General features: G+C 57.7%; 12 protein-coding genes. 8 read left to right on the forward strand and 4 right to left on the reverse strand.

Annotation, left to right across the window (positions count from 1 at the left end):
• Positions 1 to 47: 47 nt before the first annotated feature.
• From AB4Y89_RS19800 to AB4Y89_RS19820, 5 genes are all read left to right on the forward strand, one after another.
• Complete coding sequence (locus tag AB4Y89_RS19800; RefSeq protein ID WP_442302672.1) at positions 48 to 1,469, forward strand: tetratricopeptide repeat protein; 1,422 nt, start codon at positions 48 to 50, stop codon at positions 1,467 to 1,469.
• A gap of 29 nt (positions 1,470 to 1,498) precedes the next feature.
• Entirely contained in the window at positions 1,499 to 3,118 is a 1,620-nt protein-coding gene (locus AB4Y89_RS19805) for a GH35 family beta-galactosidase (RefSeq protein ID WP_442302673.1), read from the forward strand.
• A gap of 119 nt (positions 3,119 to 3,237) precedes the next feature.
• On the forward strand, positions 3,238 to 5,511 hold the full coding sequence (locus AB4Y89_RS19810) for a tetratricopeptide repeat protein (protein ID WP_442302674.1): 2,274 nt from the start codon (positions 3,238 to 3,240) through the stop codon (positions 5,509 to 5,511).
• 9 nt (positions 5,512 to 5,520) lie between these two features.
• A complete protein-coding gene (locus AB4Y89_RS19815) occupies positions 5,521 to 5,919 on the forward strand; it encodes a c-type cytochrome (RefSeq protein ID WP_442302675.1) in 399 nt (132 codons plus the stop codon).
• Positions 5,916 to 7,316: a family 43 glycosylhydrolase gene (locus tag AB4Y89_RS19820; protein WP_442302676.1), complete on the forward strand. Its 1,401-nt coding sequence runs from the start codon at positions 5,916 to 5,918 to the stop codon at positions 7,314 to 7,316. Before AB4Y89_RS19815 ends, AB4Y89_RS19820 begins: the two co-directional genes overlap by 4 nt.
• Before the next feature lie 89 nt (positions 7,317 to 7,405).
• On the opposite strand, the gene AB4Y89_RS19825 is transcribed toward AB4Y89_RS19820, so the two are convergent.
• Entirely contained in the window at positions 7,406 to 8,617 is a 1,212-nt protein-coding gene (locus tag AB4Y89_RS19825; protein WP_442302677.1) for a hypothetical protein, read from the reverse strand.
• Positions 8,614 to 9,774, reverse strand: a complete 1,161-nt coding sequence (locus AB4Y89_RS19830; RefSeq protein ID WP_442302678.1) for a hypothetical protein — start codon at positions 9,772 to 9,774, stop codon at positions 8,614 to 8,616. Before AB4Y89_RS19830 ends, AB4Y89_RS19825 begins: the two co-directional genes overlap by 4 nt.
• Before the next feature lie 125 nt (positions 9,775 to 9,899).
• On the opposite strand from AB4Y89_RS19830, the gene AB4Y89_RS19835 reads away from it, so the two are divergent.
• Entirely contained in the window at positions 9,900 to 10,970 is a 1,071-nt protein-coding gene (locus AB4Y89_RS19835; protein ID WP_442302679.1) for a LacI family DNA-binding transcriptional regulator, read from the forward strand.
• Between the two features lie 2 nt (positions 10,971 to 10,972).
• Positions 10,973 to 12,547, forward strand: a complete 1,575-nt coding sequence (locus tag AB4Y89_RS19840) for a sodium:solute symporter family transporter (RefSeq protein WP_442302680.1) — start codon at positions 10,973 to 10,975, stop codon at positions 12,545 to 12,547.
• 210 nt (positions 12,548 to 12,757) lie between these two features.
• Here the strand turns inward: AB4Y89_RS19840 and AB4Y89_RS19845 are convergent, their stop codons facing one another.
• Positions 12,758 to 14,953: an alpha-galactosidase gene (locus AB4Y89_RS19845; RefSeq protein WP_442302681.1), complete on the reverse strand. Its 2,196-nt coding sequence runs from the start codon at positions 14,951 to 14,953 to the stop codon at positions 12,758 to 12,760.
• Positions 14,954 to 15,218: 265 nt separating this feature from the next.
• Positions 15,219 to 15,821: a TlpA family protein disulfide reductase gene (locus tag AB4Y89_RS19850; RefSeq protein ID WP_442302682.1), complete on the reverse strand. Its 603-nt coding sequence runs from the start codon at positions 15,819 to 15,821 to the stop codon at positions 15,219 to 15,221.
• On the opposite strand from AB4Y89_RS19850, the gene AB4Y89_RS19855 reads away from it, so the two are divergent.
• Positions 15,781 to 16,839 (forward strand): hypothetical protein, encoded by a 1,059-nt coding sequence (locus AB4Y89_RS19855; RefSeq protein WP_442302683.1) that lies wholly within the window; start codon positions 15,781 to 15,783, stop codon positions 16,837 to 16,839. The two genes, AB4Y89_RS19850 and AB4Y89_RS19855, sit on opposite strands and share 41 nt — an antisense overlap.
• Positions 16,840 to 17,065: the final 226 nt, after the last annotated feature.

The following is a 17,065-nucleotide window of genomic DNA, read 5'->3' on the forward strand; positions in this document are numbered from 1 at the left end:
GTTCGGCTGCACATCGCAGTCTTAAGCCATCAAATTTTCCGGACCCTGTGAGATCTGTTTCAAAAGCCGCCGTGCTTCTGCTCTGCTGTGTGCCTCTGACGTTGCATGGACAGACAACAGCGAAACATACGGTGCATCCCGCGACCTGTTCCCTTTCGCCGGCAGATGCCGCCCTGGCTCGCAACGCGCTCGAAAGCTATAACAAGGGTGATCTGGAACAGGCAAAACCCCAGCTTATAAAGCTTGCGCAGACCTATCCGTGCCAAACGGAACTTCAGGCCGCCGCCGGGATGGCGCTGGCAGACTCCGGTGACAATGCGGCTGCATTGCCGTTTCTGGAACGTGCTTATACCCGCAGCAGAAGTGATGCTGCCATCGCTTTCAACCTCGGCGTTGCTGCGATGAAGTCCGGAAATACGAAGCATGCCGAAGAGATTTTTAGCGACCTGGTAAAGCGCGCTCCCGCAAAGTCTGACTACCGCCTGGCGCTTGCCGCAGTGCAGATGCAGCGGGAGGAGTTCGCGGCTGCTGCCGTGTCCTTCGAGAAAGCGAATGTGGTGTTGCGAGCGGTCAACGCTCCGGTAAGTTTAGACATGCGGATCGATTGGGCGACGGCCCTACTGAAGAACGGGCAGCCGGCCAAAGCAAAGGATCTGCTCGCAGACCCTGAAGCTCTCAAGTCCGCACCCGCGCAAGAGATCCTTGCGGAGTCCGAGGAGAAGGCAGGGAACTACACCGAAGCGGTGAAGCACTTTCAGCTTGCTGCCCAGCTTGATCCCTCCGAGTCCATGATCTTCGGCTTCGGTAACGAGATGTTGCAGCACTGGAGTTTTGGCTCGGCGATCGATATTTTCAAGTACGGAGTTTCAAAGTATCCATCCAGTGAGCTACTGCAGATGGGGTTGGGCATCGCTTACTTTGGCAACCACAGTTACGATCTGGCTGCTCAGCCCTTTCAGGCGGTGCTGCGGCGCTCTCCCCAGAACGCCACTGCAGCGGAGTTGCTTGGCAGAAGCTGCGAGGTTGCATCCAATGCCTCTGTTGCCGGCTGCGATACGCTGCAGGCCTTTGCCGACGCACACCCTGAGAATGCAATGGCATCACTCTATGCCGCGAGCAGCATTCTTCATCAAGCAACCGATACTCGCGACACCGCAAGAGCGGAGCTGCTGTTGCAGCACTCCCTGAAGGCGGACCCCCGGCTTGCGGACGCCTGGTATGAACTGGGTGTGCTGCAGCAGAGCAGAAATCAATGGGATGAAAGTGCGGCATCCCTGGAGCATGCTGTCGAGCAGCGTCCCGCATTTCCTGAGGCGCACTACCGTCTCTCACGCGCCTATGCACGTCTCGGAAAAGGGGACAAGGCACAGACCGAGCTCGCATTACAGCAGAAGTACGCACAGCAATCCAAAGACGAAAACAACCGGCGCATGCAGGAAGTGATTACCTTTCTGACTGCCAAGAACTAAACCCATCTTTTTCTGACAGGAGCTATCGCATGCCTATCTCTGCCACTCGCCTGACCCTCGCGCTTGCAGCCACGCTGGCATTTGTCCCGCAGGCCGCACCGCAGGCACAGGCAGTTCCAGCGCCGAAGGTTGTTGAGCAGGACGGACGTCACGCCCTTCTGGTAAACGGTAAGCCATTCCTGGTACTGGGAGCGCAGATCAATAACTCCAGCACATGGCCTGACACCATGCCGCAGGTCTGGCCCGCGCTGGAGCGCATGCATACCAACACCATCGAAGCCCCGATCTATTGGGAGCAGATGGAGCCGGCCCCGGGCAAGTTCGATTTCTCCTCCGTGGACATGCTGGTGCGCCAAAGCCGCGAGCACAACATGCATCTGGTCATTCTGTGGTTCGGCACCTGGAAGAACGGCAACATGCACTATGTGCCGCAATGGGTGAAGGAAGATCCGAAGAAGTACGCACGGGTGATCAATCGGTCCGGTGAACCTCTGGACGTGCTCTCCGCACAGTCCCGCACCAACCTCGATGCCGACAAGCGGGCCTTTGCGGCGATGATGCATCATCTGGCAGAGATCGACAGTAAGGATCACACCGTGATCTTTGTGCAGGTCGAAAACGAGTCCGGCAACATCGGCACACCGCGCGACTTCTCTGAAGCCTCGAATCGCGAGGTCGCCGGCGCCGTTCCCACTGATCTTGTCAACGCGCTGCACAAACAGCCCGGCACCTGGTTTGAAGTATTCGGCGGTGATGCGGATGAGGCCTTCCAGGCCTACTATCAGGCTCGCTACGTCAATGAGATCGCCGCAGCCGGCAAGCACGAGTTCAACATTCCCATGTACTGCAATGTCTGGCTGGCCTATCCCATCGGAGAGCTTCCCGAACGCCAGGTACGCAACCCAGGCATCGGTTATCCCTCCGGTGGGCCAACCGTAGCGATGCTTCCACTCTGGAAGGCTCTTGCACCGTCGATCGATGTCATCGGTCCGGACATCTACTCCGACGATCCTGGTTTCTACAAGGGTGTGCTCGACGCCTATGCTCGCCCGGACAATGCACTCTGGATTCCTGAGACCGGCAATGGCGACAGCTACGCGCCCTATCTGTTCCAGGCTTTAGGCCATGGAGCCATCGGTTTCTCGCCGTTCGGTGTGGACGAGACCGGTTGGACCTTCGCCAAAGATGACGGACCGAAGGCTCACACCCGGAACTATGCTCTGCTGGGACCGATGGCGGATGAACTAGCCAAACTCAACTTTGAAGGAAAGCTGAAGACCTCGGTGGAACTCCCCGGCCAGGCCGAGCAGGAGCTCGACTTCGGTCCCTGGAAGGCGTCCGTACGCTTCGGTTTCCCGCAGCAGGACGGCCGCCATGCACCCGGCACTCCTGACCACTCCGGCCGAGCTCTCGTCGCACAACTTGGTCCCAACGAATTCCTGGTAACAGGCGTCGAGTCCAGCGTTGCGTTCCACGTTCCCGATCGGCTTCCGGGACTCCGGATGCAGATCCTCAGCGCCGAAGAAGGCGAGTACGTCAATGGAGTGTGGAAGGCGAAACGGTTGTGGAACGGCGATCAGACCGATCGTGGCCTGAACTTCCACCGCAGCCAGAACACCGTTGTCCGAATTCGTCTAAGCACCTTCTGAATGCCCAATGGAAACAATCATTTCGGAGATTTTGGAATTGATCTCGACACAGGTATCCCGGTTTTGATAACACACTGCACAAGTACGCGTATGACCGTCTCTGAAAGGTGGTGGCTAGCATGAAGCAGCGCCTTTTCTCCTTGCAAGGTATTGGCCTGCTGCTCACCGCGGCAGCCGTTCTCCCGTTGGGGATTGCGGTCGCGTTGCGTGGCAGCAGCGGCAAGGTTTCCGCTGCGACCGAGGCAGAGACCGCTGCTGCAAAACGGGCGGCGTACAACGAGAAGGTTAACGCGAACTACAACGACCGCTTCAGCCCGGAAAGGCACTTCCTGCCTTCACTGATGACGACGGACACGGACCAGTTCATCGACCCCAAGGACTTCCCAACAGCACAGTACTGTGGACGCTGCCATAAAGAAGCTCAACATCAGTGGCGTGAGTCCGCGCATTCCAACTCCAATCGGGCGCCGTGGTATCTGCGCAACGTGGACATGTTGAAAGACACGAAGGGCGTGGAATACACACGTCATTGCGAAGGCTGCCACGATCCCGTTGCCATGGTGGCCGGCACGCTCACGCAGGGTGCTGACAAACGCCGTCCCTTTGATGCCGATGGCGTTACCTGCTCCGTCTGCCATTCCATCCAGAAGACTGACACCCGCGGCACCGGCTCCTACGTGCTTGCCGTTCCAGCTGTACTCGTGGATGAAAACGGAGCCCGTATTACCCGCCAGGTCTCCGATCTTGAGATCCTTACGCATCTCGACCGCCACAAGGCGGCGGTCATGCAGCCTCTTTATAAAACTCCAGAGTTCTGCGCCGCGTGTCATAAGGCAGCTCTTCCCCGTGACCTTAACGACTATAAGTGGCAGCGTGCGATCTCGTTGTACGACGAGTGGCAGAACTCCTCGTTTGCCAAGCAGTCTCCGCTGCCGTTTTATGTCAAGGACTCTGTCTCCACCTGCGTGACCTGCCACATGGTGCGCGAGAAGATCAGCCTGCCCGACCCAGGAGCGAAGAACGGGGAACTGGCCTCGCACCGCTGGCTGGGTGCGAACACGATCATTCCGCAGTACTACGGCTACGACGAGCAGGCAAAGAAGATCGTCGAGTTCCTGCGCAGCAACTACATCAACGTCGACCTCTTCGCTCTGGAGCACGGCAGTGACGGCAAAGATGTCTCTGCTCCGCTGGGAATGCAAAGCTTCGAAGTGAAGCCGGGCGAGCTGATTACGGCCGATGTGGTACTGCAGAACAAGGGCATCGCGCACGCTCTCGTACCGGAGCAGCGCGACTTCTATGAGTCGTGGGTCGACTTCACGGTCAAGGACAAGGCCGGCAAGGTATTGTTCGAGAGCGGCTTCCTGCAGCCGAACGGTGATCTTGATCCGCGGGCGCATTCGTTCACGAATCGCCTGATCAATCCGGATGGTATTCAGAACCGCGAGCATCAGGTCTGGAATAACAAGATCGTTGCATACAACAACACCATCCAGTCCGGCCGTTCGCAACTAGTGCGTTACGCCTTCCACATGCCGGCTGCAAGTAGCGGACCGGTAACACTGACGGCGACCGTGCGGTATCGCCGCTTCAATCAACACTTCATGGACTTCGGCATGAAGAAGACCGGCAACGACCACTACCCGCAGCCGGTGGTAGAAGTTGTGTCTACGTCGCGCACGATCCAGGTCGGAAAGAACGGTCGTACAGAGCCGGTTCCGAATGAAAATCCCGACTGGATGCGTTGGAATAACTACGGTATCGCGCTGCTGGATGCGCAGCAGTACGCCGCCTCGCTCGACGCCTTCAAGCATGTAGCGGCCCTGCGGCCCACCTATGCCGATGCCTACACGAACCAGGCCATCGCGGAATTCTTCTGGCAGCGCTACAGTGAGGCCGCCAATCATCTGCGTGAAGCGCTGAAACTCTCACCTGGAAATGCTCGGGCGCAATATTACCTCGCACTGGTCCAACGGAATACTGGAGACCTGGAAGAGGCGATTGCTCTTCTTCGGCAGGTGATCGTCACTTTTCCGCGCTCGCGGGATGCGCATCGTGAGCTGGGCTTCTCGCTCTATCAGCTGCACCGCTATGCTGAGGCGAAGGAGGAGTATCTGAAGGTGCAGGGCATCGATCCCGACGATCTGGCGGCGCACTATATCCTTTCGATCCTTTACCGCAGGCTCGGTGATAAGGAGATGGCGGCAAAGGAGGCAGCGACCTTCAATGATCAGAAGGATGATCCCTCTGCCAATAGCTTCGCGCTGAGCTTTCTTAACCTGCACCCTGAGATTGCCAATGAAAGCGTGTTCTGGCATGCGCACGAGATCGATTCGGATCAGGATCATATCCAGGGCTCACTTCCAACGAACTTTACGGCGACGCAGAACTAGAGGACACGCGTGTATAGACGTCTTTCGCTCCTGGGTCTCCGCTGCATCGTGCTGCTCTTCGGGCTTGCGGCATGTGGTGTCCAGGCACAGGAGCAACAGCAGGAAAAACAGCCAGATCAGCCGCTCGATGGGGCAGCGTTGACGAAACAGAAGGGCTGCGTCTATTGCCATGGCGAACACCTTGAAGGTACGGAAGGAAAGGCTCCCTCTCTGCGTGGCGTCGGCCTGCGACGCGATAAGACTTTTATCGAAGGTCAGATCCGCAATGGTGGTCAATCGATGCCGCCCTTTGGCGAGGCTTTGACCAACGAAGAGATTCAGACCCTGGTGCAATATCTTTCTCAAATGAAAGAAGCACCGGCAAAGACAAGCACCGACGCAAAACAGCGTCCAGGGAAGAAGCATTGAGTATACGTCGGAATCTCTTTTTGTTCTGCCTCACTCTTGCCGGAGTCGCCGCTGCCCATCAGCCGGCATCGACGAAATGGAATACGCCTCATAATGGAAATCCGTTTATTCCGGGATACAACGCTGATGCCACCGTTCTGCAGGACAACGGGATCACCTATGTCTTCGCGACAGAAGATCCCTGGGGAGGCCGCACCCTGAGCTGCTGGATGTCCGCCGACATTGTCCATTGGTCTTCATGTTCTTTGAACTGGCCTACGAAGGAAGCGGCAACAAGCCCCACCTCCAAAAACAGCATGGTGTGGGCGCCGTCAGTGATTCATGCGCCCAATGGCCGCTACTACATGTATGTCTCGGTCGGCAGTGAAGTGTGGGTTGGTGTTGCAGACCGGCCGCTCGGACCGTGGAGCAATGCCCTGGGCGACCGTCCTCTCATAGGCGCGGATTTCGATCGCAGATACCACATGATCGATGCGGAGGTCTTTGTCGATACCGATGGCCAGGCTTATCTGTACTGGGGATCGGGATTGAACTGGGTCAACGGACACTGCTTCGTCGTCCGCTTGAAGTCCGATATGGTCACCTTCGACGGAGAGCCGAAGGATGTTACGCCCGGGCACTACTTCGAGGGCCCGTTTATGTTCAAGCACGGCAGTGCGTACTACCTGATGTACTCCGAAGGCAAGACTACGGATGACACGTACAACGTGCGGTATAGCGTCGCTGATAACCCATTCGGCCCATTCCTTGAAGGCGCCACCAGTCCGATTCTGGTGAGCGATAAGGAGCATGACATCCTTGGCCCCGGACACCATGCGGTCTTCGAGCGTAATGAAAAGACCTACATCGTCTATCACCGCCACAGCCTGCCGTTCCAGGCGGCATCGGTCCTGCGTCAGCTCTGTATGGATGAGTTGGTTGTCGACGATGCAGCTCGTACACTGCGCAAGGTAACGCCCACACATACCGGACCAGCACTGCTGCATACCAGCGTGCGCGATGCCGGCCACCTTCCTGTAACGGCGACTGCCTCGAGCACAGCGGGGCAGGACTTCGCGGAAGGCGCAGTTCTCGACGACAACTACGCGACGCGCTGGCAACCGGCTGCGGAGGATAAAGCTCCGTGGCTTGTTCTGGACCTCGGTCAACCGATTGCGGGAACAACGGCGAAGGTGAGCTTCGAATACGCATGGAAGCGCTACCGCTATCGTATCGAAGGTTCGCTGGATGGAACGAAGTGGTTCCCAATCGTTGATCAGACCGGAGAAGGCACGAGCGGCTCACCAACGGAGTTTCCGCGGCTGCCGCGTGTGCGCTATCTACGGTTGAACTTCGCAGCAGGCACACCTGCATCGGATCTTGCGATCTTTGAGTGGAGCGTCTATCGCGGTCAGTAGGTAGGTGGGAGGCGCGGGCTTCAGCCCGCTGCTCCCACCCAAAGACTGTTTAGACATAGAGCCAGCAATCCGATCCAGGCTCTCTGAACTCAAACCACCGCAAACGACGTCAGGGCCTGTTCGATCGTGACAGCCTGATTGGAGATCGTATTGGGCTTTGTCTTCGCGCTGACCATCACCGCCTTGGAGCTGCCCTCTACCCATGCCAGCACCGTCAGTTTGCCGGGCGCTGCAATACGGCCCATCTCGATCCAGTTGTAGTACGCGTCCATCTCGGCGTCGACCAGCGAGCCTTCTGGATCCAGTACCTTCGATTCCGGATCGCTCACCATCTCGTTGAAGCCACGATGACGCTGGCGTGGTGTATATCGCAGCAACACAGTGTGCGGTTGTGCACGGCGAGCAAGCTCGCGACCGGCCCATTGCACAAACGAGGTGCTGAAGATCTGTGTGCCTGATCCCGATGTGAACAGCTCGGTATAAAACCGCTGCAAAATGGGGTCAGGCACGATCTGTCCGCTGCGCAGTTCGCTCGGAGCAATCGTTGCGAGATCGCTGCGCATCTTCTCGGCATTCGCCTGATTTGTGTTAAGGATCGCCTGCATGCGTTCCAACACACGTTTCCGCAGGGGAGAGAGCTGGGGATAGCTGACCTGAATGGCGGCAGCCCGCACGCTCTCAGGCAGCACCCACGGCTGGCCGCCATCGACATACCAATGCGCGTAGGCCTCTTGCTCTTTCGCCGCGTGTTTCGCGAATGCTTCCAGCAGTTGTTGCTGCGCAGTTGCCGGGTTCACGCCGTTCAAGCGGACACCCTTCCGTGCAAGCTTGCTGAGGATCGATGCCCGGGACGCATCTGCGCCCTGCCCGACAACGATCAGTGCGAGCCGTGTGGCCTCGTTCTGTTGATTCGGAATGGCGGCAAAGAGTTCACGAGATGCATCATGGAAACTGTTGATCTGCCCGGTAGACCACAGATGCGCGCTCAGGCGCTCCACGAAAACCGCTGGAGAGTTAACCCAGTCCAGCTTCTCCAGCTCCGGCGCCATTGCAATGGCGCGTAAGGGAGCAAGCAGAGCATCGCGCCTTTCCTGCGGAAGAGCCGCAAGGGAATCGCATTGCCAGGCCAGCGTCTTCCTTTCGATGGGAAACCGGGTATCGAGATCAGAGATCTGCGCCAGGAACGACGGGCAGACCGTAAGCGGCAGCTGCCGCAGCAGGGCAAGGTGCTCCACCGCGAAGCTGCGCGCCAGCGGTGGATAGCGGTCGAACGAGGACGGCTGCAGTTGATCCGGTGTCATCGCAGCTCCTCAATGCACCGGCCCGGTGAGTTGGTGCTGAAGCCAAGGTGACAGCCGATGGTCGGCACCAGGTCAATGGACTCAATCGCGCGATCAACGACGGTGTTCTGACGGACATGCGGTCCCAGGGCAAGCAGCCATGTGGTGCGAGCCATTGCGCTGCCGGTGCGATGATGCTGGAATCCATTGCCGGCTGGGTCATCATCGGCATCGCGGCCAAAATCCGGCATGATGTAGACCGTCGTACGGTCCTTATATTCCGGATGAGACTGTACAGCTTTCCAAAGCTCGGCGCAGAGACGGTCAGCGCGCTGAATCGCGTCGATGTACAGCGAGAACGCTCCGGAGTGGGCAACGTCCATATCGTGCAGCGTCAACATCATGAGCGAAGGCGCCTGCTGATCCATCAGCCGCCTGGCAATAAAGATGGAGAGCTCGTCGGCACTGTCCAGGGTTCTGGCATGCTTCACGAAGTCCTGCACCGAGAGCCGCAAGGTCGACTCCAGCGTATCCAGATGCATCTCGTTATCCTGCGCGGTCACTGAGATGTCATACGAGGGCATCTCGTAGTTGTCCTGCAGGAAATGCTGTAACTGATCGTTATCGAATAGATTGGGGGTGTTTCGTGAAGCGGCGCTGAGCAGGCGTTTGGGCAGAATGACACCCGCGCCGAACTGGGGACCGAAGCCCTGGGCGCTGCTGCTGCCGATCTTCTGGAAGCCATTACTGGGGGCAATCACCCATGCATCGGTCTCCGGCCGCCGCAGCTCCCGGCGGAAGTACTCAAAGAGGGTAGGATTCGGCGGCGGCTGGGCGATGAAATTGTTGAACCGTTCGTAAACACCGGTGACGATGCTTGCCGTCGCAACATAGTGACCAAGGATGCCGGCGTTCCGAACCTGAGTGAAGAAGGTGCCCTGAGGCAGCAGGGTATGCAGCAGGTTGGGGATATTCGCCTGGCCCTCTTCCGCGAAGGTCTCCTCATCCCGCGCGCCGCCGCCGAAGGTCACGACGATTGTCTTGTCGGCTGGGCGTATCGCGGAACCGGTCAATGCCAGGCTGCTGCTGAACGAAGTTGCCGAAACCATCCCGACAGCGCCCCGCAGGAAAGCACGTCGTGAAGCTGAAACCGCCTGGGATGAAGCATCGAACTTCATTGAATTAATACAGATATTTCCGCTGTGACATGAAACTTTGAGCCCGATGATATCGTATAAAAACTAGCCCTTTCAAGTTCTGATTTCTCGCAGGAAATGCAGTGCGGCCATTCGGATGCGGAGGAATGGTGCCCGCTCAAAAACGGGTGACGGTAGGTGTCGTGGGTTCTGTAAACATGCGCGAGATCGCTCGGCGTGCAGGCGTGTCTTGTGCCACGGTGTCGCGTGTCTTGAGCGGTTCCTCCCTGGTCCGCGAAGACACAGCTAAAAAAGTCAGACACTTCGTCAGCGAAGCCGGATTCATCCCAAACCCCAGTGCGGCGATGCTGAAGTATGGCCGCAGTCGAACATACGGATTGGTTATACCGGACCTTCGCAACCCGTTCTTTGGGGAGTTCGTAGGCGCCTTCGAAGATCTGCTCATCGACATCGATCACGAAGTACTGCCCATCAGCGTGCAGACCTCCGACAAACTGCTGAAATCTGTCCGGCGCATGTTGATGCGGCAGGTCGATGGCGCTGTCCTGGTCTCCTCTGAGTTTGATACCGGTGCGGTAGAACCATTGCTCCTGCGCCAGATCCCGCTGGTAACCGTGGACCGCCGGTCGGTACAGGTCGGCTGCAGTGACGTTTCCATTGACTATGAGCGCGGCTTCGTCGAAGCCGTGCAACATCTGAAAACCCTTGGGCATAAACGGATCGGGTATATCGGCGGCACCAAAGGTCCTCATACCTCGGAAGTGCGGGCCAATGCGTTCGAACAGGCTATACGCGGCGCCGGTCTGGTCTTCTATCCAGGGCTGACACGGCGTGGGAACTATCAGGTTACCGGTGGTGAAGCTGCCGTTGTGTCGCTGATGCAATTGCCGGCTCCGCCAACCGCGATCATTACCGCCAACGACCTCACGGCTTTAGGAGCGGCGCTCGGCATTCATCGTCTCGGCGGAGTTGTTCCGCGAGACCTTTCGATCGTCGGTGTCGACGACCTTTTTCTGAGTGAGGTCGTGCAGCCTCCGCTTACCACCATCCGCATTCCGCGCAAGCGGCTTGCGACCGCCTGTCTGCAGGCAATGAACTATACGAAACAGAATCTCGATCGAATCGGTGCTGAGTTCTCCGTTCCCACACAACTGATCGTCCGCGAAAGTACCGCGAGGCCGAAGAGTGCGCCGAAGAAGAAGAAGAGCAAGCGTTGAGCATGCAATCCGGAAGGCCTCTGGGTGCCGATCTCGCTTTTTTTGCTGCCTATCTCGTCGCCACGATGGTCATCGGATGGTTCTCGAAACGGCGGAATGTCTCCGTCAACGAATATCTGAATGCGACCCACGTCATGCCTTTGTGGGCGGTGGTCACTGCCTACATCGCGACCAACTGCGGCGCCCTTGAGATTGTTGGACTTAGCGCTATGGCCGCGCAGTATGGAGCGCAGGCGCTTCATTTCTACTGGGTGGGCGCCATCCCGGCCATGATCTTTCTCGCGCTTTGGATGATGCCGATCTATCGGCGAAACAACATCACCAGCGTGCCGGGATATCTTCTTCTCCGCTATGGCCCGCGCATGCGCCTCATCAACGCATGCATCACCGCGATCATGCTTCTGCTTCTGGCCGGCATCAGCCAGTACGCTGTCGCCCAGGTTCTGGTCGCGACCATGTCGCTTCCATTCGAATACGGTATCGCTCTCTGCTCTATCGCGTTGACGATCTATGTGTTGCTCGGCGGCATTCGAGCCACCATCTATAACGAGATCTTTCAGCTTGCCGTCATCGTCGCCGGCCTGCTTCCGCTGGCGATTCTCAGCGCACGCCGCTTCGGAACACTTCCCGCCTGGGCTCTTGGTAACCGTGTGCATCTCTGGCGTGGTCTGCCGCTGGTTGCTCCGCACGCTCCGATGGATGTGCTCGGTGTTGCTGTCGGCCTTGGCCTCGTTCTCAGCTTCGGATACTGGTGCACTGACTTTGTGCTCATGCAGCGTGCCTTCACGGCCCGCACAGAACTTGAGGCCAGGCAGGTGCCGCTATGGGCGGGTTTCGGCAAACACATCTTTTCCATGATCGTGATCGTGCCTGGCCTGGTCGCCTACGGTCTGGTGCCGAACCTGGATCGCTATGACCGAGCGCTGCCATCCCTGATGACCTTGCTCTACGGCCGGTGGCTGACTGACCTGGGGATCACGGCGCTCGCGGCCAGTCTGATGTCGGGGCTGGCGTCGAACGTTTCGGCATTTGCCGCGCTGTGGACCGAAGATATCTACCATCAGGTGCTTCGGTCCGGAAAGTCTGACCGGCACTACCTGACGATGGGACGCGTGGCCGTAATCTTTGCGGTCATCGTCAGTCTGTTTGCGTCCTATCTCAACTTCCTCTTTGCCAACCTGATGGAGCACGTGCAACTGATCTTTTCGGTCTTTGCCGCGCCGTTCTGGGCAGTATTTCTCCTGGGAATCTTCTCTCGCAGAGCTTCGGAACGCGGCGCCATGATCGGTTTCTTCACCGGATCCATACTCTCCTCGCTGCATTCCATCGCTGTCATGCGCGGATGGCTGCACTACGGAAGCACGATGTCCGCAAATTTCTATGCCTCAATTTATGCGTTTACCATCGCAATGGTTGTAGGTTGGCTCTCGAGCCCGCCGGTGACGCTGGATGCTGCGCAGCAGCATGCAACACTCCGCTGGCAACGTGAAGACCTGATCCCGAGAAACCGGATGCTCTGCGTTCTCGCGGTCATCCTGTTCGCCTCCACTATCCTGATGAACATTCTCTGGTGGTAGGGCGAAAGGAAAAGGCCGCCTGACCGTAATCTGGACAGCCCATGCACTGGGTGCCCCATTCATGCGTAGCATGAGTGGGATATTTGCGAACATGGTTCGGTAGAGTGAACTATTCGAGCGTAGCTCGAACATCCCACCCATCGCGATGCGATGGATGGGGCACCCGATTCCGAGCACACTGAAGCTGTCGCGATACCTTCAGCGCCGCACTCACTGCCGCTCAAGCGTGAACATCGCCGCCTGAAAGTCACCCTTGAGCGCAAGATCGACTCCGTGATGCATCCAGTACGCTCCTGTCGCTTTGGCCGGAGTGCCTTCATTCACCTTCCCCGCGACGCTATGAAGTTCATACACAGCATTCTCATCGAGACCTCGCAGATAAAGCCGAGGGAAGGGATATATCTGAGTACTTGAGTGCAGGTACGCGAAGACCGCCGCCTGCTTCCCATCACGGGAGACGCTCTCGGTCACTGCCTGTTCCCCCTCACGAGGAGAGATCAAGCGATACAGATCCCCCTGCTGCACGGTCTGGCGAATAGTCTTATAGGACGCAACCATCTTCTGCGCGGTCGTAAAGTCCTCCGGTGTCCACTTGTTAAGGTTGGCTCCGATCCCAAGAGAGCCCTGCATGGAGGAGAGGAAGCGATACTCCAGCGAAAGAGAACGCTGATTCACCCACGTGGGCGAATCAGTGACCCAGGCCATCATGACTGCCGGTGTGTAGGCATAGCTGAAGCCCTCCTGCAGGAAGAGCCGGTCATAGGCGTCGGTGTTGTCAGAGGTCCAGACCTCGTCCGTTAGATGCATCACGCCAAGATCGACACGGCCGCCGCCGCCGGAGCAGCTTTCAATCTCAACCTCAGGATGTTTCTGGCGCAGCTTCTGCAAAATGTCGTAATAGTTACGAATAAAGTCTACGTATACATTTTTTTGTTGTTCGACAGGAACAGCCGGCCAGCCGGGCTCCGACCAGTTGCGGTTATAGTCCCACTTCAGGAACGCAATGTCGTTCTCGTTGAGCAGCTTGTCCAGAAAGCCCAGGACGTAATCATGTACGTCGGGCCGGGCCAGGTTCAGCACAAGCTGATTGCGGCCCTCGGTACGGGGACGGCTGGTAAAGTTCAAAACCCAGTCTGGGTGCTTTCGATAGAGATCGCTGTCCGGATTCACCATCTCAGGTTCGACCCACAGACCGAAGTCCATCTTCAGCGAGTGCACCTTGTCGATCAGAGGTTTCAGGCCGTTAGGGAACTTCTTCGAATTGACGTACCAGTCTCCCAGTCCAGCGTGATCGGTGACGCGCTCACCGAACCAGCCATCGTCCATGACGAAGCGCTCTATTCCAATGCCGGCAGCCTTTTCGGCCAGCGCCATCTGCCCGGCCTCGTCAACATTGAAGGTGGTCGCCTCCCAGGAGTTGTACAGAACAGGGCGTAGCTTCGGATGCGGCGCATGTGGCAGCAGTGCATCGACTTCGAAACGATGCAGCAGGCGCGACGCTCCGCCGGTGCCGTTGCTGGAGAAGCCGCCGTAAAAGTATGGCGTCTGGAATGTCTCTCCATTTTTCAGGTAGTAAGAGGAGTCGAAGGCATTCGGCCCACCGGTTACGCGCGTTCCTTTGGTTGAATCCTGCTCCACGGCAATCTGCCATGATCCGCTCCAGCCTAGCGCCGCGAACCATACATCTCCGTGATCCTGGTCGTGATCTCCGGTGCGATCGATCATGACCCACGGATTGTTCTGCGCACCGGTTGTTCCCCGGCGGCTCTCCAGAACCGTCTTACCGCCATGGATTGGCTGCTGTTGCAGGTTCCATTCCGCAGCCCATCTGCCGGTGACGTAGTGCAGTTGATAGTCCGTGCTGCGGGGCAGGTTGTAGGTTCCGCTTGCGACCTGTTCGATGGTGAGCGGTACGCCGGTGCGATTCGAGATCTCGGCAGACCGGCGGACGACGCCGGTTGCGGAATCCATGTGATATTGCACCTTCACGTAGACCTCACGTGAGATGTCCTTCATCACGACGTTCAATTCGTCGGCCGTCGCCGTGTGCGAGGCGTATTTCAGAACAAGATCGCGGTTCCCGTCAGGAAAGGTGATCTTGAGATCGGGTTCGAGGTAGAGCCCTCCACCCCAGCCGGTGAACTCCTGCGGAGTTGTATTCACGGACATATCGAACGAAGCCGCTTCCGGCCCAGGTTTCGGCGCCTGGAACTCCTGTGAGTCCGGGAGCCGCTTTCCCCAGTAGACCGTCTGCAGTTGGCCCTGATCATTAATTCCGACCACATAGCTCACGTCACCACCGTTTAGCCGAAAGACCTGCTGTCCGTCTTTTGTTCCTCCGCCGGAGCCCTGCAATGCAATTGCAACCGGTGTGAGGAAGAGAATGGCCCAGGTGACATGCTTCATGCAGGTGCTCCTTCTTGATTCGCCAAATACAGTAGTTGGGGTGCTCCCCGCATCGTTTCGACGGGGTACGTCTGGACTTCGCTGAGATGTTGTTGGAGTAAATCCTGATCGCGGGGACTCTAAGTCAAGTAAAGCGTTTACCTGTGGATTGTAGTGAAAGGCACTCAGAGTTGGGAAGGGTATAAAGCTACTCGCGGACGTCCGGAGATCGGACCTCTTGCAGGGCGCGCGAACCGGTCACTTCGGGAGGGTTATCTGAAGCGTCTCACCAATCATTTTTCTGCACCGGTTTGGGCTGTTTGCCCTGGCGGCCATTGAGCAGCCAATCCAGACGAGACGCGATGTCTTTTTCGCTCGCCTCACCCTCGATGCGGCCCACCAGCATGCCGTCTGCATCGAGGATTACCGTTGCCGGAACCAGTTCGCCGAGTGCAAGTTCTTTCAACGTATCCGCGGATGCCCCTTGCCATACCGGGATGGAAAACTTGCGTTTCGCGATCAGAGAAGGAATCATTGCTCGAGCATCCGCGCTGTCAATGGAGATGGCGACGAAGCGAACTTTTGGATAGCGTTCCTGGAGTTTTACCAGCCGCGGCATCTCGCTTTTGCAGGGCATGCACCAGGTCGCCCAGAAGTTTATGACGGCCGGCGTACCGTGAAGTTCCTCGATCAGATGGCGATGGCCCTGAAGGTCGGTAAGTAAGGCGGAAGGCTCTCGCAGAGCCTGTCCCTGTGCGAATCCTTCCCTTGGTGCGAGTGCAAAGAAGACCCCTAAAAAGATGGCCAACACCGCGAAATAAGGCGTATTCTTCTGTCTTAGTACTTCCATGAAAACGTTTACCCTGGTCGCCCTCATTGCATCTTCCACCTTTGCACTTGGTCAAGGTTGTATCGCCGCGCATACCAACCAGTCAATCTGCGCGATGGGTCCCCAGGAAGAGACGAATAGTGGTAAAACGCACGGCGGTCCTCACGACTTCATGCACAAGGTCTCGGTGGAGCTGGACTGGCGCAGCTTCAGCTCGTTCCGGCATTATGTCGGTACCGTCGAGCAGACACAGCGCGCGGTTCTCGGCACCCAGATCAAGAACCACCAGAACATCTACAACATCGCCGTCAACTACGACCTGAATCCCCGCTGGAGCTTCAATGTTTCTGTTCCGGTGCTGCAGGGAACGCGCAATCAGCTCTATACGCCCAAGGGTGTGTATGAGATTGCGGGCGTGGGTGACATCATCGTCGGTGCGCAATCGTGGCTCTTCCGTGGACCCACCGAGTGGGGAGGCAACGTCGCCATCGGCTTCGGCCTCAAGCTTCCGACCGGCGTAAGCGATGCTACAGGCACAGCTCTGCTATCAAACGGTACTTATGGAAAGGCAGTAGCCGACCAGTCGATGCAGCCGGGTGACGGTAGCTGGGGTTTTACGTTGTCGTCGCAGGCGTATAAGCAGACGTATTTCAAGACCACGGCCTACTTCCAGGGCTCATGGCTCTTCAACCCTCGGGACACGAACAATGTGCTGAGCTTCCGGTCCAAGCCGTTGGAGAAGTACATGTCCGTGACCGACCAGTATCTCTTCCGAGCCGGACTTGGCCGCCATGTTCCGAAGGTCCGCGGTCTCTCGGCTACGTTTGGAGGACGCATGGAAGGCATTCCTGTGCGTGATGCCTTCGGTAAGAGTAATGGCTTCCGTCGTCCGGGCTACATTATCTCGATCGATCCCGGCATCACCTACCAGTACCGCCGAAGCACTCTGATGGTGAACGCTCCCTGGGCTATCCAGAGGAATCGCCGGGCCTCGGTTCCTGACCTTGCAACTCATTCCCACGGTGACGCCGCCTTCGCGGACTACGCCCTTGTCATGGGAATTGCGCATCACTTCTAACATCCATCCCGCGACGAATGGGGCAAGGAACAGCGCATGACTGAATCGGGTGGGAGCAGCGGGCTTCAGCCCGCTGATAAAGACATAAAGTAAATGGGCTTTTTCCTGATGGAGAAAAAGACCCCAGGGCTAGAGCCCGTTTCTTATGGAGCCAACAAACGCGGGCTGAAGCCCGCGTCTCCCACCCGACTTGAGCTTTGCTCGAATCATTCGCTCTAACGAATTA

The sequence above is a fragment of the Terriglobus sp. 2YAB30_2 genome (assembly GCF_052114765.1).
Lineage (GTDB): Bacteria > Acidobacteriota > Terriglobia > Terriglobales > Acidobacteriaceae > Terriglobus.